Genomic DNA, 24815 nt, shown 5'->3' with positions numbered 1-24815 from the left:
ACCCACGCCTTAATAACAAAATGATAACCATCATTTTGCCATCACCCCTGCCTTCCTCAATCCAGCTTCTATACTCGACCCCAAGCTAGCACCTTACGACTAGCGCATCTGGATCGCCGAGGCATGCAATGGAAAGTCCGGGGTTGCAACTTTTGGCCGAATCCGCAGAAAGCGGGCAACTGCTGTTGATCGGCGGCTATAACCCCTATCTGGTTTTTCTCGCTTGGCTGGTTGCCTGCACGGCCTGCGTAGCCACGCTGAATTTGCTCGACCGGGCTGCCAACGCAGAAAAAACTGCAGCAAAGACCGTTTGGCGATGGATAGGTGTCAGTTGCCTGACCATCGGTATCTGGGCCATGCACTGCATCTGTATGCTGGCTTTTTACTCCCCACTCAAAGCTGGCTACAACGCTGCCATCGCGCTCGGCTCATTGCTGATAGCTCTGGTCATTGTGCAAACGCTCAATAGCACAACCGCCTGGCGCTCAACCGGCGGCCTGCTCCATCAGTTTTTCAAATATGCCCTGTGCATGCTTGCGGCTGGCGGCCTGCTCGGCACTCACTTCATCATTGGCGACACACTGGCGGTCAGTCCGGATGCAGGCAGCAATAACTGGCAACTGGCCCTTGTAGTCGGCGTCATCGCCCTGTTGCTGACTGGCAGTTGCATCAGCGCCACGATTGTCGACAAGAAGCTGCAACTCAAGGAGCACGACCTGAGGCGCGTCAACGCCTTGCTCAGCCAGCTCGACCAGGCACGCGCGTCCTTGCAGCAAGTGGCGCATTTCGACCCGCTGACCAATCTGATCAACCGCCGCGGCTTCAATCAGCTGTTTGCTGAAAAACTCATCGACTGCGCCGCCAGGAACACCAGGCTTGCCGTGATGTTCCTCGACATAGACCACTTCAAACGCATCAATGACAGCCTGGGGCACGACGCCGGGGATGAGTTGCTCAAAACCATCGCCACGCGCATCAAGCACGCTATCCGCAGTCACGATGACGTGGTTGCACGTTTTGGCGGTGACGAGTTCTGCATTCTGATCAACATCAGCCAGCGCGATGAAGCGCGAAGCATGGCCCAGCGCATCATGCTCAAGCTCAAAGAGCCCATCGAGCTGTCAGGTCGCCAGATGGTGATGACCACCAGCATTGGCATCAGTGTGTTCCCCGAAGACGGCACAACCAGTGCCGAACTGCTCAAGCATGCCGACCTGGCGTTGTATCAGTCCAAGGGCAGCGGGCGTAACACCCTGAATTTTTTCAGCAGCAACCTCAAGACCCGGGCCTCGCTGGAGCTGCAAATTGAAGAGCAACTGCGTCATGCGCTGGATGAAGACCAAGGGCTGCTCCTGCATTACCAACCCATCTTCGACCTCAAGAGCGGCCGCGTTGCCAAGCTGGAGGCCCTGATTCGCTGGCAACACCCTGAACACGGCTTGCTGGGCCCGGAGCGTTTTATCAGCATCGCCGAAGCCAACGGGCTGATCGCACGGCTCGACCACTGGGTATTGCGCAAGGCCTGCCATGATCTCGCCGCCCTCTCTCGCCAGGGCTGGCAGCATCTGGGCATTGCCGTAAATTGCTCGGCGCTGAGCCTGGTGCGCATTGAATTGGCCGACGAAATCGAAAACGCCCTGCGCACATCCGGTATTACAGCCCAACGACTGGAGCTGGAAGTCACGGAAAATGCCCTGATGTGCAATTTGAACAGCACTTCGCAGCTGCTGCGCCAGATCCGTGCGCTGGGCGTATCACTGTCCATCGACGATTTCGGCACCGGCTATTCATCCCTGGCCTACCTCAAGCGTCTGCCGCTCAACACCCTTAAAATTGATCGTTCCTTTATTCAGGACATCCCGGCATCCAGCCAGGATATGGAAATCGTCCAGGCCATTATCCTCATGGCCCATACCCTGCACCTGCAAGTAGTCACCGAAGGTGTCGAAACCACTCGCCAGTTCGAGTTCCTCAACCAGTTGGGGTGCGACTTCATCCAGGGCTATCTGCTCAGCCGCCCCGTAGCTTTCGAGGCGCTGCCAGAGATTCTTCAACAACTCGACAAACGCCCGATACCCGCTCCCGATCACGCCACCTTTGTACTGACCAGCCAGTAGCGGTACAGCCGGATCGCAGGTACAAAAAAACGCCACAGTTGTAACTGTGGCGTTTCTCTACGGCATATTGCCACTATGCGAAGACGGGTTACTGAGCTACACACTCCGGGCTCTTCACAGCAGTGCAAACAAATGCGCCGGTTTGGTGCGCTGGGTTATTTTTGCGCCCTTTCCTGGACCATCACCCAAGGTGAAACCACCACTGCCCATAGCTGCGGGTCGCGTTCAAGAACGTCTAGCGCCTGCGCCTCAGTCATCTTGCCAAGCAGCCCGGATGCCATCCAGGCCGAGACTTTCTCTGCATCATCCTGAGTCACGGCCTGCGCCGCTTCGATCAAGTCCAGAGCTGGCTCGACCCACAGCAAATCCCCTTTGGCGAAGAAGGGCTGCAGGGCTTTCCATTCAATAGTTGAGGTCTCGCCAAGCAGCTTGGCATAGAGGGTGCTAGGTTCTTGATTCATGGGTTTCACCGGGGAAAAAAATCGGCGTCATGATAACGCTGCACACCCGGTAGAAAAACCCGGTTTTTCAGGTAAAGGAGCGTGGAAAGAGTAGAGCGCCAAGGACAGCAGCGTTGATGTGGCAACATTCTGATAACTATCATCAGCCTAATCCGCCGCCATTCTGTCTCTTTCTTGCGTTTAAGCGACATTTCTTGTTCTTTCCCTCGCCAGTACGCTATTCAAGCGCTGAACCGGCGCTCTACACTGTACCGGTACAGTTGCAGGGGGGATTGACCGGGAATTTCGCTACACGAAGACCCGGTCCGGCTGCCTTGGCTTCCAGGACTATAAAAATTACAACAGAAGAGTGGAGCACCAATAAAGATGGCTACGAAACAGATTACTAAACTGTTTGCCGCTATGGTTTTGGCCGGGTTCGCCAGCCATTCATTTGCCGCAGACACCATCAAGATCGGTATTGCCGGTCCTAAAACCGGGCCTCTGACTCAGTACGGTGACATGCAGTTTGCTGGCGCAAAAATGGCCATCGAACAAATCAACGCCAAGGGCGGCGTTGATGGCAAAAAACTTGAAGCCGTTGACTACGATGACGCCTGCGACCCGAAACAAGCGGTTGCGGTTGCCAACAAAGTGGTCAACGACGGTATCAAATTTGTAGTCGGCCACCTGTGCTCCAGCTCCACTCAGCCTGCTTCGGACATTTACGAAGACGAAGGCATCATCATGATTACCCCGGCCGCCACCGGCCCGGAAATCACCGCTCGTGGCTACAAGATGATCTTCCGCACCATCGGTCTGGACAGCGCCCAGGGCCCTGCCGCCGGTAATTACATCGCGGATCACGTCAAGCCTAAAGTCGTTGCGGTATTGCACGACAAACAGCAATACGGTGAAGGCATCGCCAGCGCCGTTAAAAAGACCCTCGAAGACAAAGGCATCAAAGTTGCCGTCTTTGAAGGCGTCAACGCGGGTGAAAAAGACTATTCCTCAGTCATCGCCAAGCTCAAGCAAGCCAACGTCGACTTCGTCTACTACGGCGGCTACCACCCTGAGCTGGGTCTGATACTGCGTCAGGCCAAAGAGAAAGGCCTGAACGCCAAGTTCATGGGCCCTGAAGGTGTGGGCAACGAGTCCATCTCGCAAATCGCCCAGGGCGCTTCCGAAGGCCTGCTGGTCACCCTGCCAAAAGCATTCGACGCTGATCCTGAAAACAAGGCACTGGTTGACGCATTTGCCGCTAAAAAGCAGGACCCTACCGGCCCATTCGTATTCCCGGCCTACGCCGCAGTTGAAGTGATTGCCGGCGGTATCGAGCAGGCGAAAAGCGAAGACCCGGCCAAAGTCGCTGAAGCCATCCACAAAGGTACGTTCAAAACGCCTACCGGTAACCTGAAGTTTGACGCCAAAGGTGACGTGGAAGATTTCAAATTCGTAGTTTACGAATGGCACTTCGGTAAGCCTAAAACTGAAGTAAGCCCTCAGTAAGGGTCGGTTCCTGACCTGAAAACCAAGCCCACTGCTCAAGCGGTGGGTTTTGTTTTACAGGCCTGCGTCTTATGGAAATGGGGCCGCGCTTTCGTGATCCGGATGCCCGCCCACCTGAAAATCTTTAAAACCGTCACCAGCGGTTCGCTGGCAGAAGACCTGTGCTCCAAGTGGGTGAAAACCCATACGGCCCGGGCCGGAAAATGACTCCACCAGTGAAATGCGTCTCAGGTTTTTAGGAGCTTTGTAATGCCTGACATCTATCACTTCTTCCAAATGCTGGTTAACGGCCTCAACGTTGGCAGCACGTATGCCCTGATCGCCATCGGCTATACGATGGTTTACGGCATTATTGGAATGATCAACTTCGCCCACGGCGAGGTGTACATGATTGGTTCCTATATTGCGTTTATCGCCATCGCCGGCCTGACCATGATGGGTCTGGACAGCGTGCCGCTACTGCTGACTGCCGCGTTTATCGCCAGCATTGTGGTCACCAGCGCCTACGGCTACAGCATCGAACGGGTTGCCTACCGTCCATTGCGTGGCAGTAACCGCCTGATCCCGCTGATTTCCGCTATCGGCATGTCGATCTTCCTGCAAAACACCGTGCTTCTGGCACAAGACTCAAAAGACAAATCGATTCCCAATCTGATCCCCGGCGGCTTCACCTTTGGCCCTGGAGGCGCCAGCGAAGTTATCGTCTCCTACATGCAAATCGTGGTTTTCGTCGTCACCTTCCTCGCAATGCTTGGCCTCACCCTGTTCATCTCCCGCTCCCGCATGGGCCGCGCCTGCCGCGCCTGCGCCGAAGACATGAAAATGGCCAACCTGTTGGGTATCAACACCAACAACGTGATTGCGCTGACCTTCGTGATCGGTGCAGCCCTGGCCGCTGTCGCTGCGGTGCTGATCAGCGTTCAATACGGCGTGATCAACCCCAACGCAGGGTTCCTGGTAGGCCTTAAAGCCTTTACCGCTGCGGTACTGGGTGGCATTGGCAGCATTCCTGGCGCGATGCTCGGTGGCCTGGTACTGGGTGTGGCTGAAGCCTTTGGGGCCGATATTTTCGGCGACCAATACAAAGACGTAGTGGCTTTTGGCTTGCTGGTGCTGGTGTTGCTGTTCCGTCCGACCGGCATTCTGGGGCGTCCGGAGATTGAAAAAGTATGACTAGGAATCTTAAGTCGGCGCTCTTCAGCGCCCTGTTGGTCTGGGCCGTCGCCTACCCGGTACTCGGTCTGAAACTGACTATCGTCGGGATCAACATCGAAGTTCACAACACCAGCCCCATGATCCTGAGCGTGATTGCGATCTGCTCGTTGCTGATGTTTGTGCGCGTGCTTTTCAACCAGCAACTGAGCACAGCCTGGAAAAACTCGCCAAGCCTGCCCAAGGTACCGGCCAAGGCCACCAACTTCCTGACCCTGCCCAGCACCCAGCGCTGGATCATTCTCGGCCTGGTCGTCGTGGCACTGGTCTGGCCGTTCTATGGCTCACGCGGCGCGGTGGACATCGCTACGCTGATCCTGATCTATGTGATGCTCGGCCTGGGCCTGAACATCGTGGTGGGCCTGGCGGGCCTGCTCGACCTGGGTTATGTGGGCTTCTATGCCGTGGGTGCCTACACCTACGCGCTGCTCTCGCATTACTTCGGCTGGAGCTTCTGGGTCTGCCTGCCGCTGGCCGGGATGATGACCGCCACCTTCGGCCTGCTGCTGGGCTTTCCGGTGCTGCGTCTGCGCGGTGACTATCTGGCCATCGTGACCCTGGGCTTCGGTGAAATCATCCGCCTGTTCCTGCGTAACCTGACCGATATCACCGGCGGGCCAAACGGCATCAGCAACATTCCAAAACCCACCCTGTTCGGCCTGAGCTTCGACAGAACAGCCGCCGAGGGCATGCAAACGTTCCACGAATACTTCGGCATCGCCTACAACTCGATCAACAAGGTCATCTTCCTGTACCTGATCGCGCTGGTATTGGTGTTGCTGGTGCTGTTCGTGATCAATCGCCTGCTGCGCATGCCGATTGGCCGTGCGTGGGAAGCGCTGCGCGAAGACGAAATCGCCTGCCGTGCCCTGGGCCTGAACCCGACCGTGATCAAACTCTCGGCCTTCACCCTGGGCGCTACCTTCGCAGGTTTCGCCGGTAGCTTCTTTGCCGCGCGCCAAGGCTTGGTGACCCCTGAATCGTTCACCTTCCTTGAGTCGGCGATCATTCTGGCCATCGTGGTACTGGGTGGCATGGGCTCGCAACTGGGGGTTATCCTGGCCGCCGTGGTGATGATCCTGCTGCCGGAAATGATGCGTGAATTCAGCGAATACCGGATGTTGCTGTTCGGAGCCCTGATGGTGCTGATGATGATCTGGCGTCCACAAGGTCTGCTGCCTATGCAACGTCCTCACCTGGAGCTGCGAAAATGAGCCGCGAGTTATTGAAAGTCAGCGGCCTGAGCATGCGCTTTGGCGGCTTGTTGGCGGTGAATGGCGTGGCCCTGACCGTCAAGGAAAAACAGGTGGTGTCGATGATCGGCCCTAACGGTGCCGGCAAGACCACCGTGTTCAACTGCCTGACCGGCTTCTACAAGCCGTCTGCGGGCAGCATCGTGCTCGATGGCGAGTCGATAGAAGGCTTGCCGGGCCATGAAATTGCGCGCAAGGGCGTGGTGCGTACCTTCCAGAACGTGCGCCTGTTCAAGGACATGACCGCCGTTGAAAACCTGCTGATTGCCCAGCATCGCCACCTCAACACCAACTTCCTGTCGGGCCTGTTCAAGACCCCGTCATTTCGCAAAAGCGAACGTGACGCCCTGGACTACGCCGCGTACTGGCTGGACAAGGTCAACCTGACCGAATTCGCCAACCGCCCGGCGGGCACCCTGGCCTACGGGCAACAGCGCCGTCTGGAGATCGCCCGCTGCATGATGACGCGCCCGCGCATCCTCATGCTCGACGAGCCGGCGGCAGGTCTGAACCCCAAGGAAACCGAAGACCTGAAGGCGTTGATCAGCATTTTGCGCAATGAGCACAACGCCACCGTGCTGCTGATTGAGCACGACATGAAACTGGTCATGAGCATTTCCGACCATATCGTGGTGATCAACCAGGGCACGCCTTTGGCTGACGGGACGCCGGAACAGATCCGCGACAACCCTGAAGTGATCAAAGCCTATTTGGGGGAAGCGTAAAATGCTGCAATTCGAAAACGTTTCGACCTTTTACGGCAAGATCCAGGCCCTGCACAGCGTCAATGTCGAAGTACGCCAGGGTGAAATCGTCACCCTGATCGGAGCCAACGGTGCGGGCAAGTCGACTTTGATGATGACCCTGTGCGGCTCGCCACAAGCCCACAGCGGCAGCATCCGCTACATGGGCGAAGAGTTGGTGGGGTTGACCTCTGCGCAGATCATGCGCAAGAGCATCGCCGTTGTTCCTGAGGGCCGTAGGGTGTTTGCCCGTTTGACGGTAGAAGAGAACCTCGCCATGGGTGGGTTCTTTACCGAGAAGCAGGAGTATCAGGAGCAAATGGACAAGGTTCTGCACCTGTTCCCGCGCCTGAAAGAACGCTTCACTCAGCGTGGCGGCACCATGTCCGGTGGCGAGCAACAAATGCTCGCCATTGGCCGGGCCTTGATGAGCAAACCCAAGCTGTTGCTGCTCGATGAGCCGTCGCTGGGCCTGGCACCAATCATCATCCAGCAGATTTTCGACATCATCGAACAACTGCGTGATGAAGGCGTGACGGTGTTCCTGGTGGAGCAAAACGCCAACCAGGCGCTGAAAATCGCTGACCGTGCCTACGTGCTGGAAAACGGCCGGGTGGTGATGCAAGGCACCGGCGAGCAACTGCTCAACGACCCGAAAGTGCGAGACGCGTACCTGGGCGGCTAAAACCGCCTGTGACACAAAACGGCCCTTCGGGGCCGTTTTTTATAGTCCCAAACTGAGTTTTCTGTAGCCGCTGGCGAAGGGGAAGTGGCAGTTAAAATCAAAAAATAATTCAGATGCTTTGTAACAACTCACGCCCTCGCCTCTCTAGTGGGGTAAGCCGGCAGCAATCGCTACCGGGGTCTTTGGAGAGTCACCATGAACAGCAAAACCACTCGCACCTTGTCCGCTGCTGCCCTGGCACTTGCCCTCGGGTCGGCTCTGAGCATTGCCGCCCTGCCCGCACAGGCAGCTGGCGACATGGAAAAATGCTTCGGGGTGGCCATGAAAGGTCACAACGATTGCGCTGCCGGCGCGGGCACCACCTGCGCCGGCACCGCCAAAACCGATAATCAGGCCAATGCCTGGAAACTCGTTCCAAAGGGCACCTGCGAGAAAACCGCCAGCTCTACCTCGCCAACCGGCTTTGGCCAAATGGCTGCCTTCAAGGCCAAATCCTGATTCGCGCCACCGAGTGTTGATGATGCATAGCCCGCTTGCTTCGCTCATCGCGCCTCCTGCGCCCCAGCTCCCGCCACGTGCGGGGCTAGGGCTCAAGGCCGAGCACTTTGTGGATGTACTTGAGACCCGCCCTGACGTCGGGTTCTTTGAAGTACATGCCGAGAACTATATGGTCGCCGGTGGCCCTTTCCACCACTACCTGGGCTTGATCAGCGACCTTTATCCGCTGTCGATACATGGCGTCGGCCTGTCGATTGGCGGCGAAAGCCCGCTCAATGGCGAACACTTGCAACGCTTGCGCACATTGCTCAACCGCTACCAGCCGCAGATGTTTTCCGAACATCTGGCGTGGTCTTCCCACGGTGGGGTTTTCCTCAATGACTTACTGCCGTTGCGTTATGACACGGCTACGCTGCAGCGGGTTTGTGCGCATATGGATCAAGCTCAGGATGTGTTGCAGCGCCAGATATTGCTGGAAAACCCCGCTACCTATATCGAGTTCGACGCAGCAGATTTCGACGAGGCTGAATTTATTCGCGAGGTCATAAGCCGCAGCGGCTGTGGCCTTTTACTGGATGTGAACAACGTCTACGTGTCCTGTATCAACCACGGCCGCGAGCCTCTGGCCTACATCGATGCTTTGCCACTGCGGGCGGTTGCCGAAATTCATCTGGCAGGCTTTGCCGAAGAGGCTGATAGCTTTGGAGAACGCTTGCTGATCGACAACCACGGAGCGCCGATTGATCAGGCTGTCTGGGCGCTATACCGGCAAGTGCTGAAACGAACAGGCCCGATGGCCACCCTGATCGAGCGCGACAATCATCTGCCCCCTCTCACCGAACTGGTTCAGGAAGCCCGGCTCGCCGACCGCTGCCTGCTCAACGCACAGGTGCAGCCATGAAACTGCAAGAATCATTCAGTGCAGCTTTGCTCAATCCGCGCACGCCACCCCCAACAGGTATTGTCGGCTATAACGACGACATTGACCGTCGTTTCGCGGTCTATAGCAACAATGTACAAAGCGGCCTGATCAACGCGCTGGCCACCAGCTATCCCGTTGTTGCGCAATTGGTCGGTGAAGCCTTTTTTCAGGCCATGGCGCAGATGTTTATTCAGAAATACCCGCCCGACAGCCCCGTCATGAGCACCTATGGCAGCCAGTTCGCGGGGTTTATCAATAGCTTCGCACCGGCCAGAAGCGTGCCTTACCTGGCGGACGTCGCTCGCCTTGAGCGTTTGTGCGTGCAGGCCTTTCACGCCGCAGACATCTGCGCTGTAAACCCCGGGCTGCTGACTCAGGCGCTCGACAATCCCGAGGGGCTGGCCCAACTGCACCTGCAACTGCACCCCGGCGTCGCATCACTGCAGTCACCCTACGCCATAGCCGCCTTATGGGCGGCTCATCAAAGCCTGGGGCAGATACAGGGCCTGAACCCGCGTCAGCCACAAAGCGTTTTGGTACTGCGCAATGAATTGCGCGTGGAAGTATTCACGGTCAGCTCAGGGTGCGCAGTGTTTGTGCACTTGCTCAAGGGTGGAAATACCCTGGGGTTGGCGGCGGGCCATGCCCTGGAAGCCGACCCTGATTTCGACCTGGGCCAGGCCCTGGCGCTGTTGATTAGTCACAACACCATCACTGGTTTACAGCCCACCCACGAGGCTTTGCCATGAATACTCAAACAACAATCCCCCGCGTGTTACACCGCTGGATCGAAGGTGCGATCGGGCTGATGCAGCGCATCCCCCACACGCTGATTGCCTTTGTCGCACGTTTCTCCATCGCGGCGGTGTTTTGGAAATCTGGCCAGACCAAGGTTGAAGGTTTGGCAATCGATCTGGTGGACGGTACTTTTCAACTCGGCATGCCGCACCTGTCTGACTCTGCGCTGTACTTGTTCAGTACGGAATACAAGGTTCCGCTACTTTCCCCCGAGGTGGCCGCCCACGCTGCGGCCTTCAGCGAGCACTTTTTCCCGGTGCTGATCCTGCTGGGGCTTGCGACACGTTTCTCGGCGTTGGCGCTGCTGGGCATGACCCTGACCATCCAACTGTTCGTGTACCCAGATGCCTACCCGACTCACGGCACCTGGATCGCGATCTTGCTGTATTTGATGGCTAGAGGCCCGGGGGCGCTGTCGATTGATCATCTGATTGCACGGCGGTTTCGTTAAAGCTGGTTGATTGCCTCGCCACTGCGCTGGAACCAGCCCACAAGGTAATCGGCCAACACCTGCGTGCGCTTGGGCAAACCGCCCTGATACGGATGAACCAGATACATGGGGTTGCTGCGCGTTTGATAGTCGCGCAGCAGTGCGCGCAAACGCCCGTCTGCTAATTCGGCACTGAGCATGTACGACGGCAAGCGGGCAATACCGGCACCGATTACAGCAGCTTTTTTCAGCAGGCTGTAATGGTTGCTGGCAAAGGGCCCCGAGACCCGCACCCGGTGCAATTCATGTTGCAGGTGGTACTGCCATTCTTCGCGACCACTGTAGTGGCTGTTAAGCAGGCAGCGGTGCTCGGCCAGTTGTTGCGGCGCCGTTGGCTCACCGAACTGCTCGAGATAGCGAGGGCTGGCACAGGTTATCTCGTGCCAGTTGAGTACAAGCCGGGCCACCAGGCGCTCGTGGCTGGCGACCTGCGAGCGGATCGCCAGATCGAAGCCCTCCCGCGCCATGTCGCGATAGCTGTTATTGAGCTCCAGCTCGATCTGCACCTGCGGGTATTGGCTGGAAAACTCCATCAGCAACGAATCAAAGAACGTTTCGCCCAACGATACAGGCACCGTCATACGCACCGGGCCTGCCATATCGTCTTTTAGTCGGGCCAATGCCTGACGCGCCCGCTCAACTTGCACCACCAGTGCCTGGGCCTGAGGCAGCAAAGCCGCGCCAGCAGCGGTAAGGCTTAAGCGTCTGGTGGTGCGATGCAACAACACCACAGAGAACTGCGCCTCCAGCTGGCTGATGCGCTTGGACAACTGCCCCTTGCTGCAGCCCAATTGCTGGGCGGCAAGGGTGAAGCTACCGGCATCGATCAATACCGCGAACGCCGCGAGGTCATCCATTTCACTCATGGATTGTTTCCATATGAAAACCAAAGGTTGCCTATTAGTGCGCTTATCGCGCCAAAAAACCACTACTAGACTGAGCACTCACCTCACCCACAAAGGCTTGCACCATGAAAATTCTGTTGATCGGCGCTAACGGCACCATTGGTTCAGCGATTGACCGTGAACTGTCAGCACGCCACGAGATCGTGCGAATTGGCCGCAAAAGCGGCGATTTTCAAGTCGATATCAGCGACAGCGCATCGATCCGCAACCTGTTCAAGCAGACCGGCCGTTTCGACGCATTGATCTGCGCGGCCGGTAACGTCAAGTTCGCCGCACTGGGCGAGATGAGCGAAAGCGACTTCGCTCTGGGCTTGCAGGACAAGTTGATGGGTCAGGTCAACCTGCTGTTGATCGGCCGTGAGTTTGCCAACGATGGCGCGTCGTTCACTTTCACCAGTGGTGTGATCAACCGCGAACCGATTCGCACCGGCAGCTCGGCGGCACTGGTCAACGCAGCACTCGACGGTTTCGTCAAAGCGGCGGCCATCGAGTTGCCGCGCGGGCTGCGGGTCAATTCGGTAAGCCCTACGGTGCTGGAAGAAGCAATGGGTAAGTACGCGCCCTACTTCCGTGGTTTCAAGCCGGTGGCCGGTGCTGATGTAGCCCTGGCCTACGCCAAAAGCGTCGAAGGCCTGCAAACCGGGCAAACCTACATCGTGGGGTGAGCCCACCTGGCGCCTTACTTCAGCGAAAAACCTGTGGGAGCGGGCTTGCTCGCGATGGCAACACTGCGGTTTAACTGACAGACCGCGCCGTGTGTATCGCGAACAAGCCCGCTCCCACATCAATCGGGCCAGCCCCCTTGTGATGCACCGCGAGGCTAAGTAACGTGGCGACATCCTTCAGGAGTCCCCATGATGCGTGTTGCCCGTACCTTAGTTTTGTTCGCCCTGCTGCCCGTGTTTGCCGGCTGCCAGATGTTCAGCAGCAAACCTGCCGACACCACCGCAGGCCAGACGCGCCTGCAAGGCGAGCTGATTAGTGCCAATGACCAACTGATTTTCCAGCCGTGTGTCGGCCAACAGCGCTATGTGGTGCGTGACAGCGCCAACACCTCCCTGGTGCAGGACGCTTCATATATGCCCAATAAACCGGGCAAGTTGTTCGCCGATATCCGCGGCAATTTTAGCGCCAGCAAAACCCCTGGAACTGACGGTGAAGTACAGGTGCAACAGCTCTACCGCCTGGAGCGCAACAGCAGCGCCTGCCAGGACCCGAATTTCAAGCAACTGACCGTACACGCCAACGGCAATGGCCCGGCCTGGGAAGTGCAAGCCGGCAGCAAGGGCATGGTGCTCAAGCGCGAAGGCCAGCCGGACCTGGCTCTGCCTTTTGTTGAAGAACAGGTCGGCGATGGCCGTTTCTCCCTGTCCACCGAAGCCAACAATCAGCACATCGAGCTGTGGGTTGCCCCGCAACGCTGCACCGACAGCGCCAATGGCAGCGTGCAACACCTGGGCGCCGAGCTGCGTATCAACGGTCAAGTGCAGCGCGGTTGCGGCTATTTTGGTGGCGCGCGTAACGACTAACCGATAACTGTTGCCGCAAATTGCCTCGAAGCAGCTTACAATTGCCGGTTCTGCCAGGGTTTACCTGGCCCCCCGATACTGGACACTGTCATGTTACGAATCACCGAACTCAAGCTGCCAATCGATCATCCCGATGAAGACCTGCGCCCTGCCATCCTGCAGCGCCTGGGCATCGAAAGTGATGAACTGGTCGATTTCACCTTGTTCAAGCGCAGCTACGATGCGCGTAAAAAATCGTCCGAACTGTGCTTTATCTACACCATTGACCTGAGTGTGCGCGATGAAGCGCCATTGCTGATCAAGTTCGCCGACGACCGTAACGTCAATCCAGCACCGGACGTCAGCTATAAGGTGGTCGGTGAGGCTCCGCAGGATTTGAGCGAACGTCCGATTGTGGTCGGTTTTGGCCCTTGCGGTATCTTTGCCGGGCTGCTGCTGGCGCAAATGGGCTTCAAGCCGATCATTCTTGAGCGCGGTACCGAAGTGCGCCAGCGCACCAAGGACACCTGGGGCCTGTGGCGTAAAAACGTGCTCAACCCCGAGTCCAATGTGCAGTTTGGCGAAGGCGGCGCGGGCACGTTCTCCGACGGCAAGCTCTACAGCCAGATCAAGGACCCCAAACACCACGGCCGCAAGGTGCTGCACGAGTTCGTCAAGGCCGGTGCGCCGGACGAGATCCTCTATGTCAGCAAGCCGCATATCGGCACCTTCCGTCTGACCGGTGTCGTGGAAAACATGCGCCAGCAGATCATCGCTCTGGGCGGCGAAGTGCGCTTCCAGCAACGCGTCACCGATGTGCTGATCGATAACGGTCAACTGACCGGCGTGGTACTGGCCGACGGCGAGCAACTGAACTCCCGCCACGTCATCATGGCGCTAGGCCATAGCGCTCGCGACACCTTCCGCATGCTCCACGATCGTGGCGTGTATATGGAAGCCAAGCCGTTCTCGGTAGGTTTCCGTATCGAACACCCGCAGTCGCTGATCGACAGTGCGCGTCTGGGCAAGTATGCCGGCCACCCGAAACTGGGCGCTGCCGATTACAAACTGGTGCACCACGCCAAAAACGGTCGTTCGGTCTACAGCTTCTGCATGTGCCCGGGTGGTACCGTGGTTGCGGCCACCAGCGAACCCGGCCGCGTTGTGACCAACGGTATGAGCCAGTACTCGCGTAACGAGCGCAATGCCAACTCGGGGATCGTTGTCGGCATTACGCCGGAAGACTACCCGGGCGGGCCATTGGCCGGCATCGAGCTGCAAGAGCGCCTCGAATCCCACGCCTATGTACTGGGTGGCAGCAACTACGAAGCACCGGCGCAGCTGGTGGGGGACTTTATTGCGGGCAAGCCGTCCACGGCCCTGGGCAGCGTCGAGCCGTCCTACAAGCCGGGCGTGTCCTTGGGTGATTTGGCCCTGGCTTTGCCGGACTTCGCCATTGAAGCCATCCGTGAAGCCTTGCCGGCGTTCGAGAAACAGATCAAGGGCTTCTCGATGCACGATGCCATTCTCACCGGCATCGAAACCCGTACTTCGTCGCCGCTGCGCATGACCCGTGATGCGTCGATGCAGAGCCTCAACGTCAAGGGCTTGTTCCCGGCGGGCGAAGGCGCTGGCTACGCTGGCGGGATTCTGTCGGCAGGTGTCGACGGTATCCGTATTGCCGAAGCGGTAGCGCGCGACATTCTGGGTATCGAAGCCTAGCCCCTGACTGTGGGAGCGGGCTTGCTCGCGATGCATTCACCTCGGTCTGCCAGACAGACCGCAGCGCCTGTATCGCGAGCAAGCCCGCTCCCACACAGTCACCGACTTATCCTTCTTCAGACTGGATCCTTGCTGAAAAACCGGCAAAAACCAGCCTATTCCCGATAGCCTTCTCAGGCACAAAACAGACTCAATTTGACACACAACTGCTAGGCTTTTGAGCGGTGTGAGAGTACGTCCGTGCTTATAACAAAAAAGAATATAGTTTTTGTTTTAACCACTAACCCCACGGGTTAGGGTGTCGCACCTTTTACCTAATTGATGGAGAGCGACCTTGCCTCTGCGTAGCACTTTCACTCGTTTCTTTCAGTTGGAAGCTGCCAGCGGTCTGCTGTTGATTGCCGCGGCCGCTCTGGCTCTGATCGTCAATAACTCACCGCTTTCCCATTACTACACGGCCTTTCTGGACGTGCCGGTAGCGGTGCAAATCGGCGCCCTGCAAATTGCCAAGCCTTCGCTGCTGTGGATCAACGATGGCCTGATGGCCTTGTTCTTTCTGCTGATCGGCCTTGAGGTCAAACGCGAATTGCTCGAAGGCCAGCTGTCCAAGCCCTCGCAGGTGGTGCTGCCCGGCGCGGCGGCAATCGGCGGCATGGTGGTACCGGCGCTGATCTACTGGTTCATCAACAAGGATTACCCGGACGCACTCGGCGGCTGGGCCATCCCCATGGCCACCGACATCGCCTTCGCCCTCGGCGTACTGGCCCTGCTCGGCAAACGTGTACCGGTGTCCCTCAAGCTATTTCTGATGACCCTGGCGATCATCGACGACCTGGGGGCGATCATCGTGATTGCGGTGTTCTACTCCAGCGAACTGTCAGGCGTATCCCTGCTGCTGGCTGCGACGTGCCTGATCGTGCTGATTGCCATGAACCGCATGGGGGTGATCAAGGTCGCGCCTTATATGATCGTGGGCCTGATCCTCTGGGTGTGTGTGCTCAAAAGTGGTGTGCATGCCACGCTGGCAGGTGTAACGCTGGCGTTCTGCATCCCGCTGCGCACCAAAAACTCCGAAACTTCACCGCTGATGAGCATCGAGCATGCCCTGCATCCCTGGGTGGCTTACGCGATCCTGCCGTTGTTTGCCTTCGCCAATGCCGGCGTATCACTGGCAGGGGTCAGCATGCACAGTTTTGTCAGCCACGTGCCCATGGGCATTGCCGCAGGCTTGCTGATCGGCAAAACCCTGGGCGTGTTCGGCCTGACCTGGATCGCCATCAAGACCGGCATGGCCGCCTTGCCCGCAGGCGCCAATTGGGGCCAGGTGTTTGGCGTCGCCATCTTGTGCGGTATCGGCTTCACCATGAGCCTGTTTGTCGGCTCACTGGCGTTCGTCGCAGGTAGCGATTATGTCGGCATGGACCGCATGGGCATCCTCACCGGCTCGATCCTCGCAGCCCTGATCGGCTATGGCGTTACGCTGTTCTTTAGCCGTAAACAAGCGGTGGCGTAACCCCACCCTACTGTGGGAGCTAGCCTGCTCGCGAAGGTCTCAGAGCATCGCGAGCAGGCTCGCTCACACAGAGGCACAGCTCGCTTGAGTGAATCGCCAAAAGAGAAAAACGTGGTCGATAAAATGCAGATTGTGCAATACGCCGGCATCACGGTGATGTTCCCGGCAGCACTGGTGATTGCGGTATGGCTGTGGCTGAGTGCCTCCAGAAAAATCGCCTTGCTGTGGATGGGCGTGCTGGTGACGGCCTATCTGGTGGTGGGCGTCAGCAAGATCCTGTTCAAGGGCTGGGGCATTGGTCTGCATGACCTGGGTATTGCCGTGTTCAGCGGTCACGCCATGAACGCTTGTCTGGTGTTCACCGTAATGCTCAACCTGCTGTGCCAACAGCTCGACCAGCGCTTGCGCTGGCCTGCGCTCGTGGCCGGCCTGTTGGCGACCTGGTGGTTCGCCATCAATTACGTCGCCCACACCATCCACCCCTTGCCGGAAGCCATCGCCGGAGCCCTGATAGGTTCCGTCGCTGCCTGTGTAATGGTGTTCAGCCTCAGACATTACAATGTCAGTCATGTCCCGCGGCCCGCTCTGGCACTGGGGTTGGCAGTGGTGATGGCGTTCAGTTGCATGCCCAAGTACACGGCAGAGCGCTTGTTGGACCATATTGCCATAACCTTGTCGGGGGCCGACCAAGCGTTCAGGCACTCTTCCTGAACGCAACTTGCAGGCATAAAAAACCCCGGCCAGTTCACACTGGCCGGGGTTTTGTTTTAGCGCTTTAGCCAGGTTTACTGGGTAACGCGGCTGGTGCCATCAACGGTCATGATGCGCACGCGCTCACCGGTACGGAACACCTGGTTAGGCTCAACCTGCTGAACGTAGGCGCGGGTGCTGCCGTCGTCTTCACGCACGGTGATTTCTACACCCTGGGTCTTGGTCAGGCCCGACTCGGCTGCCGAACCCAGCAGGCCACCGGCTACTGCGCCGATCACCGCGGTTACGATGCTGCCACGGCCGCCACCGATGGCACTGCCGCCGACACCACCCACGATAGCGCCGGTCGCAGCGCCGATCGGAGTCTTGGTGCCTTCAATTTGCACAGGACGCAGGGCAACGATGGTACCCATACGAACGGTCTGTACACGTCGAGCTTCGTCACGCGAATAGGTGTCGCCGGTCAAGCTCGATGTGCAGCCGCCCAACAAAACAGTCATGGTAGAGAATGCTGCAACCAACAGAACGGACTTACGCATGGGATCAACTCCAAAATAACAGGGATTCATTAAACTCCGCAGCCGGTGACCTGTCACGGTACAGCGCGGATAAAAAGGCTTTATTCAGCGTCTGTACAGTAAAAACAGAGCTGTTTGCGATCTCAGGGCTTGGCAAAGAGTAGCGCGAAATAACCGATTTGCATTGCGCGCCCTCGTTGCCAGTTGCGTCTCAGGGTGCCAGGCGCTCGCGGACCCAGTCTGCACCCTCACGCCGATAATTGAGGCGATCGTGCAAGCGACTCGCACGCCCTTGCCAAAACTCGATGCGCTCGGGCAGCAAGCGATAGCCGCCCCAGTGTTCAGGGCAATGGGGCTGGCTGTCACTGAAGCGCGCTTCGGTGGCCTTGAGCAGTTCGACCAGTTCATCGCGATCAGCAATCACCTGACTTTGCGGCGAAGCCCAGGCCCCGATCCGGCTGCCCAGAGGGCGCACCTGATAGTAGGCATCGGACTCTTGCGCCGTCACCTTGACCACCTGCCCTTCGATGCGTACCTGACGCTCCAGGGTAGGCCAGAAAAAGGTCATGGCCGCATACGGGCGTTCGCTCAATTGCTGGCCCTTGGCGCTGGTGTAGTTGGTGAAAAAGGTAAAACCCTGCTCATCCAGCCCCTTGAGCAACAACACGCGGCAGTGGGGGCGCCCTTGGGCGTCGACCGTAGCCAGGGTCATGGCATTGGCCTCGACCGGTGGCTGCTCGGTTTTGACCGCGTCGCCAAACCACTGATGAAACAGCGCAAAAGGCTCGGCCGGGGCCTGAGCCTCGGCCAGCCCGTCACGGGTGTAGTCACGTCGCATATCTGCCAGTGCTTGCGTCATGCCCCAATCCTTCCTTGCATCAGTCAGTTCTTGGCCTGATCGTTGGCGGCAACTTTTTTGTCCGCTGCGGCTTTGGCTTTAGCGACAACCGGCTTTTTGGCTGGCGCTGGCTTGGCAGCTTTCTTGGCCGGTGCGGCTTTTTTGGCTACGACGCCTTTCTTCGCCGGTGCTGCTGCGTTCTTTTTAGCAACAGAAGGGGCAACGGCAGGCTGTACCGCCACCAGTTCAGCCGGGGTCAGGGCTGGCTGGCTGTATTTGCTGACCAGGGCGACCATGGTGGCTTGCGGGGTCATCAGGATTTCAACCCGACGGTTCAAGGCACGACCTTCGTTGCTGTCGTTGGCTGCGCGTGGCATCACCGAACCCATGCCACGCAAGGTCAGACGGTTACCTTGCAAACCGCTCATGCGGAAGATCGCGGCCACCGACTTGGCACGGTCCAGGCTTAAACGGGTATTGGCTGCCATTGCGCCCGAAGAGTCAGCGTGGCCCAGTACCAGCACCGCCGTTTTTGGATCGCCTTCAACCACTTTGGCCACCCGGGTGAACGGGCCAAGCATGGACGGCATCAGCAAGTCCGGGCGGGTTGCCTTGAACGAACTGTCAGCCGCAGCCACGATAATCAGCAGGTTCTCGCGACGCTCCAGTTGCAGGTTGGTGTCTTTGATCGCAACGCGCAGGCGTGGCTCGTATTCGTCCAGCCAGGCCTGGGTGATTTTCGGGTCCGGCATCGGGATCACACCGACCGGCGCTGACTTGGAATCCTTGGCATCGCTATCAAACGGCCACCACCAGTTTTTACCCGAGGTAGCAGCGGCAGGGGCGGCAACGGCGGCAACTTTTTCTTTCTCAACCGGGGTGTCTTTTTTGGCCGAGTCAGAGCCAAAAGGCCACCAGCTGGAACCGCTGTCTTTTGCACTGGCTACAGGAGCGGTGGCAGGGGCGGTGGTCGCCTTGGCTACAGGCGGCGTTACTTTGGTGTCTGTCGGCTTGGCCGCAGCACTGGCGGATTTTTCCGCGGGGGTCGACGCTTGGTCAGACGAGCCCATCTGCCACCATTTGTGGCCACCTTCGGCGTCATTCTGTGGAGTTTGTGCGCAACCGGTAATAGCCAGGCATAGAGCCAGAGCGAGGGTCTTATTAGATGACATTGAATATCCACACAATGAATTAAGAATTAAAGAGGCACTAAGCCCATATAAAAAACGTATTGAAAACAGAAAAGCTACCGAGTTCCGACCTACGGCCTACAAAACCCCTTTTATAAGCACTCAGCCAGCGCTGCGACCAGCTTTTGCGCCCGCGGATCCATCAGAATATAAGGCCCCAGGGAGTTGGTGACAAAACCAAAGGCCACCTCTCGATCCGGGTCGGCAAAGCCAATCGAACCCCCTGCCCCCGGATGACCAAAGGCTTTTGGCCCCAGGCCGAATGTCGCGTTGGGTACGGTCGGCTGATCCAGCATGCAGCCCAGTCCAAACCGGGTGTGCGTGAGCAAGGTCTTATCCTCGCCAACGCTGTGTTCGCGGGTCAACTGCTCAAGCATTTCAGCCTCAAGCAGGTGGCCGTCGAGCAAACCGCTGTAGAACCCGGCAAGGCTGCGAGCATTGCCGTGCCCATTGGCTGCAGGCTGCTCCATACGGCGCCATTCAGGTTTATTGGTACTGGTCATAATAGACGGCGGATTGGTGAATGCCCGAGTACTCATCGAGGAGGGCTCGTTCATCATGGTTTTCAACAGCCGCTGGGCCGACTCATCGCCCATCGTACCCTTGGTGCGAGCGATATGGGCAACCCGGTAAAACTCTTCGTCAGCCAGACCGACATGAAAGTCCAGCCCCAGCGGCCTGGCGGTGCGCGCCATGATCGACTGGCCCGCACTGCGACCGTCGGCGCGGCGAATCAATTCGCCGATCAGCCAGCCATAGGTGATCGCGGCATAGCCATGGCCTTCGCCCGGCGTCCACCAGGGTGCTTCGGCGGCCAGTGCATCGACCATGGTCTGCCATTCATACAAGGCTTCGGCGGGCATCATTTCACGCAATGCCGGCAAGCCTGCGCGATGGCTCAGCAATTGGCGCAGCGTGATGGATTCCTTGCCCGCAGCGGCAAACTCGGGCCAGTAGCGAGCCACGGGGGCATCGAGTTCCAGCTTGCCCTCTTCCACCAGTTGCAGCGCGGTGACGGCGGTAAAGGGTTTGGTGCATGAAAACAGATTGACAATGGTGTCTGTATGCCACGGCTGTTCGCCGTCCTTGTCTGCCGTACCCGCCCACAGGTCGAGTGCGGTTTCGCCACCGATCTGGATGCACAGCGCCGCGCCGCGCTCTTGCGGATCATTGAATAGATCGGCAAATGCCTCGCGCACTGTTTCGAACTTGAGGTCGTGAAAACCCTGAATTTGCACCCGCACCTCCCGGTTAAAGCATGGCTCTACAAGGCGTGCATTGTTCCAGCACCAGTAGGATTTTGAAACAGAGCAACGCGCTCTGAGCGCACAATTTTTGTTCGCTGAAGAGCCGGCGCGCAAAGTATCAGCACTGGAGTGGTTTTTTTGTGAAAAGGGACACCAAAAACCTGTAGATACTCTGTTGTAGCTCAAGCCCGCTTAAAAGCCCCTCTCCCGGAGGGAGAGGGGACTAAAGGCAAAAGCAAATCTGCGTAACACTACAGATCAGCCCCCTCTCCCTCCGGGAGAGGGTTGGGGTGAGGGGCTTTTAATATCTACAGTGGGAGCTACAGCGCGGCATACACCAAAGGCGCCAGTTTTTGCACACGCGGGTCCATCAGCACATGGCTGCCCATGGTGGTAGTGACAAAGCCAAAGCTCACGTCACGCTCAGGGTCGGCAAAGGAAATCGGCCCGCCCAGCCCGACATGACCGAAAGCCTTGGGCCCCATGCGATGGGACGCTCCCGGGTCCGCCGGTTGCTCCATCATGCAGCCCAGGCCATAACGCATGGGCCGCAGCAGCGTGCGGTCCATGTCATTACTGTGCTCACGGGTAAACTCTGCAAGCATTTCAGGCCCCACCAGGCGCCCGCCCATCAGGGCGCTGTAAAAACCGGCCAGACCATGAGCCGTACCGTGGCCATTGACTCCGGGATGGCGATGAGCCCACCAGCGCGGGTCCGCTGTTTGCCGGGAGGCATTGGACGGGTTGGTAAACGCAAGGGTCGCGACATGCTCAGGCTCATTGACCATCACCGTACGCAAGTCCACTGCGTATTGGTCCCCGACCCGCCCTTCAGCGCGCTCGAAGCTGGCAATGCGATGGAAGTGCTCGGCATCAACGCCCATATGCACTTCCAGGTTGTTGGGCTCGGAAATTCGCTCGCTAATAAAAGTGCAGGGGTCGCGGCCGTCGGCCCGGCGAATCAACTCGCCAATAATCCATCCATAGGTGGTGGCGCCGTAGCCGACGTCGGTACCAGGTTCCCACCACAAGGGCTCTGCCGCGACGACTTCGGCCATTGCATCCCAGTCGTACATGATCGGTGTGCGGCTGGGCAAACGCAGCGCCGGGATACCGGAGGTATGGCACAACACCTGGCGCAAGGTGATGTCCTGCTTGCCGCCCTGGGCAAATTCCGGCCAATAATGGGCAACAGTCTGGTCCAGCTCCAGCTTGCCCTCTTCGACCAACATCAACGCCGCGATGGCGGTGAAGGGTTTGATGCAGCAATAGGTGTTAACCAGCGTGTCGTGCTGCCAGGGCTGGTTGCCCTCCAGATCCGCCACGCCCGCCCATAAATCGACAACGGTTTCGCCGCCGACCTGCACACAAACCCCGGCTCCACGCTCTTGAGGATCATCAAAGATCGCCTCAAAGGCTTGCTGAACGGCTTCGAACCCACTTGCACACTTCCCTTTCGCTTCCATTTCGAAGACTCCATTCAGTTGGAATGGAAGACCTTAGTTTTAAAGTGGGAATTGAACAGGGAGAACGCCCCGGTGGGCGACGAAATACATCACCGCCCATCGGGTAGGAAAAATCAGTGACCCTTGCCCGAGTGACCGCCTGCATGCCCTGTGCCAGAGCGCCCGCCGCTGCCGTCATCGGTTGCATGCACCGGGGCTTTGACTGACTTCTCGGCCTCGGCCTGGGCCTTGGCTGCCTCCTGACCCAGTTGGTCGAGAGCCTGCAGGTTGGCTTTGCGTACGCTGTCGACAAAGCCGGTAAACGGCAGGTCGGTGATGCCGATCATGCCGAAATGGCCATTTTCACCATCGAGCAAGCGCCCGGTGACAGGCTGGTCCAGGTACTGGAACCAATGCACGCCGACAATCGACGGTTCTGCCACTGCCTGCTTGAGGAACTTGCTGTAGGCCGGGCCACGCGCCTCTTCGTTGGCTACTTCAGTGACGCCGCCCCAGAACGGGCCGCGGTCACGGGAGCCGAAGTTGAACTCGGTAATCATCACCGGTTTGTCCAGCTCGCGCAGTTTGGCGAAGTCATAACCGTCCTGCGGTTGCAGGGTGTAGAAGTTGAAGCTCAGTACATCGCAGTATTTGGCACAGGATGCCACGGCCTCCGGGGTACTGACGGCAAAGCGCCCGCCCAGCAACAAGTGGTTGGGAGCATGCCATTTCAGCGAATCGGCAATGGTCTTGAAGTAGGTATCGGCAAAGACTTTCTGGAAGTACTGATAATCCGCTTCGATTTCCGGGTGCTCGGCGTTGGGCAAAGGCCCTTCGAAACCCGGGTCTTCCATCAGCTCCCACGCCGGGATTTCAACACCCCAGGCCTTGGACAGGCCCTGCTGGTTGCGGTACTTGTCGCGCAGTTGCTTGAGGAAGGCACGCTTGGCGGGTACGTCCGTGGTCATGCGCAACGTGCCGAGGGCCAATGCATAGCGCGATTTTGCATCATCACCGGGGCCGGCCCAGGCCAGTTCGTTGTCGGCAAAGTAGCCGATCAGCCACGGATCATCGCGGTGGTCGCGGGCGGCAATGGCCACGGCGCGTTCGGTAGCCATGGCAAAGCGCGGGTCAAACGGATCGGGCATGCCGCCCCACCAGTCGGTACCGGTGCTGATGCTGGTGTAGTCACCGACAATCGACAGCGGCAAGGTGTAAGGCACGCGGTCGTTGAGGCCCAGTTCAGGGTCGCTCCAGTTGCCGATGGTGTTGAAGCCCCATGCCTGCAAACGGTCCAGGGTGCGGGTTTGCCAGCGTTTGGCATCAAACGCATGCGGCGCACAAGGGGCGGCAGGCTTGCTGGCCGCCTCGGGGCCGGGCTCGGCACAAGGATCGCCGTAGATCCGTTGCAGGTTGGCGCCATAAAAGTTGTACCAGCTGCCCGAGTTGAAAGCCCGGCCCTGGGTGGAGGCATTGCCGCTGTTGTTGTTGGCGACGCCGTAGTAACTGGCCAGCGGTGCGCCTTCATGGGGCAAATCGGTGAACATCCACTCGCGGCCTGCAACGTAGGTCTGGCTGTCGTTGGCCGTCACGGCGTTTAGGCCCAGCGAGTAGAACGGATGACCTTCAGGGGTGATCAGGTTCCAGCGACCATTGCGCTTTTCGGTGCGAAAGAACCCGGTCGCCTCAAACCCCGGGCCTTTCAGCCAGCCGCCATACTTGTCCTGGTCTGCACGGCCGGCCAACCAACCCTTGAGTTGCTGCTGTTCCTTGGCGGCCGCAGCCTTGAGCTGGTCATCATTGGCTACGCGTTCCGGCCATTTGGCACGGGTCGACTGGCCATAACCGTCGACAATCGAGCCGTACACGGCCTTGATCACGCCTGTACCGTCCTGCACGCCGAACCGTTCCAGCAAAATGCTTTGTGCGGCAGTCGGCTGCGGTATCGACAGACTTACTGACACCACCTGGCTCAAGTCAATCTCACCCTGGCTGCTGGCCAGCAGAATGCGCTGCCCATCGAGCGTCATCGGCATGGGCGGGCCGGCACGCATGCCCTGGCTGAGCGGCGAATTGGCCTTGAGTGGCAACAGCAGGGTCTGCGCCGGGCCAGCCGGCAAGTCGACACGGCTGGTCAGGGTTTTGCCGTTGCTGCTCTGGACGGTTACGTCGAGCGTGAGCGCCCAGTTCATCGCGTTCTGGATACGCAGCGTCATCATCCCGGACTGCGACCAGTCCCATACCCCGCTTTGCGGGGTCAAACGCAGGCTGGGGGCGACGGCCGGGTTGAACGTGACGCGGCGCAGCACTTCGCCTTCGGCTGTTTGCTCCGCATTGTATTGCGGCAAGCTCGCATCCGCGGTCGCCACTTGCACCACATCGGCCGGGCGAACGAAATTGAACAGGGTTTGTTGGCCAGCAGGCGCCGCCAACAGCGGAGTCGTGACCAGCAACGCAAAAACAGCAGACAGCGAACGGCGAATCATATGGATCTGGTTCTCCCAAACGGCCGAAAACCGGCCTGTGAGGTGGTGAAAGTCAAAGCATAGAC

Annotated in this window: 23 protein-coding genes; 15 read left to right on the top strand and 8 right to left on the bottom strand. The window is 58.5% G+C overall.

Annotated elements, in window-relative coordinates:
• Window positions 1-128: 128 nt before the first annotated feature.
• Window positions 129-2117, top strand: a complete 1989-nt coding sequence (locus CJU81_RS15140) for an EAL domain-containing protein (RefSeq protein ID WP_095037301.1) — start codon at window positions 129-131, stop codon at window positions 2115-2117.
• Window positions 2118-2272: 155 nt separating this feature from the next.
• Here the strand turns inward: CJU81_RS15140 and CJU81_RS15135 are convergent, their stop codons facing one another.
• Window positions 2273-2578: a DUF2288 domain-containing protein gene (locus CJU81_RS15135; RefSeq protein WP_095029135.1), complete on the bottom strand. Its 306-nt coding sequence runs from the start codon at window positions 2576-2578 to the stop codon at window positions 2273-2275.
• A 360-nt stretch (window positions 2579-2938) separates the two neighbouring features.
• Between CJU81_RS15135 and CJU81_RS15130 the strand changes: the two genes are divergently transcribed.
• The 9 genes from CJU81_RS15130 to CJU81_RS15090 all read left to right on the top strand — a co-directional run bounded on the left by CJU81_RS15130 (window position 2939) and on the right by CJU81_RS15090 (window position 10628).
• On the top strand, window positions 2939-4066 hold the full coding sequence (locus CJU81_RS15130; protein WP_095029136.1) for a branched-chain amino acid ABC transporter substrate-binding protein: 1128 nt from the start codon (window positions 2939-2941) through the stop codon (window positions 4064-4066).
• A gap of 249 nt (window positions 4067-4315) precedes the next feature.
• Window positions 4316-5239: a high-affinity branched-chain amino acid ABC transporter permease LivH gene (gene livH / locus CJU81_RS15125; protein WP_016779736.1), complete on the top strand. Its 924-nt coding sequence runs from the start codon at window positions 4316-4318 to the stop codon at window positions 5237-5239.
• Window positions 5236-6492: a high-affinity branched-chain amino acid ABC transporter permease LivM gene (locus CJU81_RS15120; RefSeq protein ID WP_095029137.1), complete on the top strand. Its 1257-nt coding sequence runs from the start codon at window positions 5236-5238 to the stop codon at window positions 6490-6492. Before livH ends, CJU81_RS15120 begins: the two co-directional genes overlap by 4 nt.
• Window positions 6489-7256 carry a high-affinity branched-chain amino acid ABC transporter ATP-binding protein LivG gene (livG, locus tag CJU81_RS15115; RefSeq protein WP_095029138.1) on the top strand — a complete coding sequence of 256 codons (768 nt, stop codon included), beginning with the start codon at window positions 6489-6491 and terminating at the stop codon, window positions 7254-7256. Before CJU81_RS15120 ends, livG begins: the two co-directional genes overlap by 4 nt.
• Before the next feature lies 1 nt (window position 7257).
• The gene (locus tag CJU81_RS15110; RefSeq protein WP_095029139.1) at window positions 7258-7959 is read left to right on the top strand and encodes an ABC transporter ATP-binding protein; all 702 of its coding nucleotides are present in this window, start codon (window positions 7258-7260) and stop codon (window positions 7957-7959) included.
• A 195-nt stretch (window positions 7960-8154) separates the two neighbouring features.
• Window positions 8155-8457, top strand: a complete 303-nt coding sequence (locus CJU81_RS15105; RefSeq protein ID WP_095037300.1) for a BufA1 family periplasmic bufferin-type metallophore — start codon at window positions 8155-8157, stop codon at window positions 8455-8457.
• A gap of 22 nt (window positions 8458-8479) precedes the next feature.
• On the top strand, window positions 8480-9358 hold the full coding sequence (gene bufB / locus CJU81_RS15100) for an MNIO family bufferin maturase (RefSeq protein WP_095037329.1): 879 nt from the start codon (window positions 8480-8482) through the stop codon (window positions 9356-9358).
• Window positions 9355-10128, top strand: a complete 774-nt coding sequence (locus CJU81_RS15095; RefSeq protein ID WP_095037299.1) for an HvfC/BufC N-terminal domain-containing protein — start codon at window positions 9355-9357, stop codon at window positions 10126-10128. The genes bufB and CJU81_RS15095 overlap by 4 nt, the downstream gene beginning before the upstream one ends.
• Window positions 10125-10628: a DoxX family protein gene (locus tag CJU81_RS15090; protein ID WP_095037298.1), complete on the top strand. Its 504-nt coding sequence runs from the start codon at window positions 10125-10127 to the stop codon at window positions 10626-10628. The genes CJU81_RS15095 and CJU81_RS15090 overlap by 4 nt, the downstream gene beginning before the upstream one ends.
• Here the strand turns inward: CJU81_RS15090 and CJU81_RS15085 are convergent.
• On the bottom strand, window positions 10625-11533 hold the full coding sequence (locus tag CJU81_RS15085; protein ID WP_095037297.1) for a LysR family transcriptional regulator: 909 nt from the start codon (window positions 11531-11533) through the stop codon (window positions 10625-10627). The genes CJU81_RS15090 and CJU81_RS15085 overlap by 4 nt on opposite strands.
• A 104-nt stretch (window positions 11534-11637) precedes the next feature.
• On the opposite strand from CJU81_RS15085, the gene CJU81_RS15080 reads away from it, so the two are divergent.
• From CJU81_RS15080 to CJU81_RS15060, 5 genes are all read left to right on the top strand, one after another.
• Window positions 11638-12237, top strand: coding sequence for a short chain dehydrogenase (locus CJU81_RS15080; protein ID WP_095037296.1), 600 nt, complete (start codon window positions 11638-11640; stop codon window positions 12235-12237).
• Between the two features lie 192 nt (window positions 12238-12429).
• Window positions 12430-13101, top strand: a complete 672-nt coding sequence (locus CJU81_RS15075; protein WP_176464853.1) for a COG3650 family protein — start codon at window positions 12430-12432, stop codon at window positions 13099-13101.
• A 90-nt stretch (window positions 13102-13191) separates the two neighbouring features.
• Window positions 13192-14802 carry an NAD(P)/FAD-dependent oxidoreductase gene (locus tag CJU81_RS15070; RefSeq protein WP_095037294.1) on the top strand — a complete coding sequence of 537 codons (1611 nt, stop codon included), beginning with the start codon at window positions 13192-13194 and terminating at the stop codon, window positions 14800-14802.
• A 334-nt stretch (window positions 14803-15136) separates the two neighbouring features.
• Window positions 15137-16315 carry a Na+/H+ antiporter NhaA gene (gene nhaA / locus CJU81_RS15065; RefSeq protein WP_095037293.1) on the top strand — a complete coding sequence of 393 codons (1179 nt, stop codon included), beginning with the start codon at window positions 15137-15139 and terminating at the stop codon, window positions 16313-16315.
• An 84-nt stretch (window positions 16316-16399) separates the two neighbouring features.
• Window positions 16400-17026 (top strand): hypothetical protein, encoded by a 627-nt coding sequence (locus CJU81_RS15060; protein WP_369679447.1) that lies wholly within the window; start codon window positions 16400-16402, stop codon window positions 17024-17026.
• A gap of 74 nt (window positions 17027-17100) precedes the next feature.
• Here CJU81_RS15060 and CJU81_RS15055 read toward each other — a convergent pair whose 3' ends face one another.
• The 6 genes from CJU81_RS15055 to CJU81_RS15030 form a co-directional block, all read right to left on the bottom strand.
• The gene (locus CJU81_RS15055; protein WP_095002981.1) at window positions 17101-17565 is read right to left on the bottom strand and encodes a glycine zipper 2TM domain-containing protein; all 465 of its coding nucleotides are present in this window, start codon (window positions 17563-17565) and stop codon (window positions 17101-17103) included.
• A gap of 190 nt (window positions 17566-17755) precedes the next feature.
• Window positions 17756-18403 (bottom strand): pyridoxamine 5'-phosphate oxidase, encoded by a 648-nt coding sequence (gene pdxH / locus CJU81_RS15050; RefSeq protein ID WP_095037291.1) that lies wholly within the window; start codon window positions 18401-18403, stop codon window positions 17756-17758.
• 23 nt (window positions 18404-18426) lie between these two features.
• Complete coding sequence (locus CJU81_RS15045; protein ID WP_095037290.1) at window positions 18427-19554, bottom strand: OmpA family protein; 1128 nt, start codon at window positions 19552-19554, stop codon at window positions 18427-18429.
• A 110-nt stretch (window positions 19555-19664) separates the two neighbouring features.
• On the bottom strand, window positions 19665-20810 hold the full coding sequence (locus tag CJU81_RS15040) for a serine hydrolase domain-containing protein (protein ID WP_095037289.1): 1146 nt from the start codon (window positions 20808-20810) through the stop codon (window positions 19665-19667).
• A 329-nt stretch (window positions 20811-21139) separates the two neighbouring features.
• Window positions 21140-22285, bottom strand: a complete 1146-nt coding sequence (locus CJU81_RS15035) for a serine hydrolase domain-containing protein (RefSeq protein ID WP_095037288.1) — start codon at window positions 22283-22285, stop codon at window positions 21140-21142.
• Between the two features lie 113 nt (window positions 22286-22398).
• Window positions 22399-24750 (bottom strand): beta-galactosidase, encoded by a 2352-nt coding sequence (locus tag CJU81_RS15030; RefSeq protein ID WP_095037287.1) that lies wholly within the window; start codon window positions 24748-24750, stop codon window positions 22399-22401.
• Window positions 24751-24815: the final 65 nt, after the last annotated feature.

It is taken from the genome of Pseudomonas fragi (genome assembly GCF_002269505.1).
GTDB classification, from domain to species: domain Bacteria; phylum Pseudomonadota; class Gammaproteobacteria; order Pseudomonadales; family Pseudomonadaceae; genus Aquipseudomonas; species Aquipseudomonas fragi_D.
This window is presented reverse-complemented; position numbering and strand designations above follow the sequence as displayed.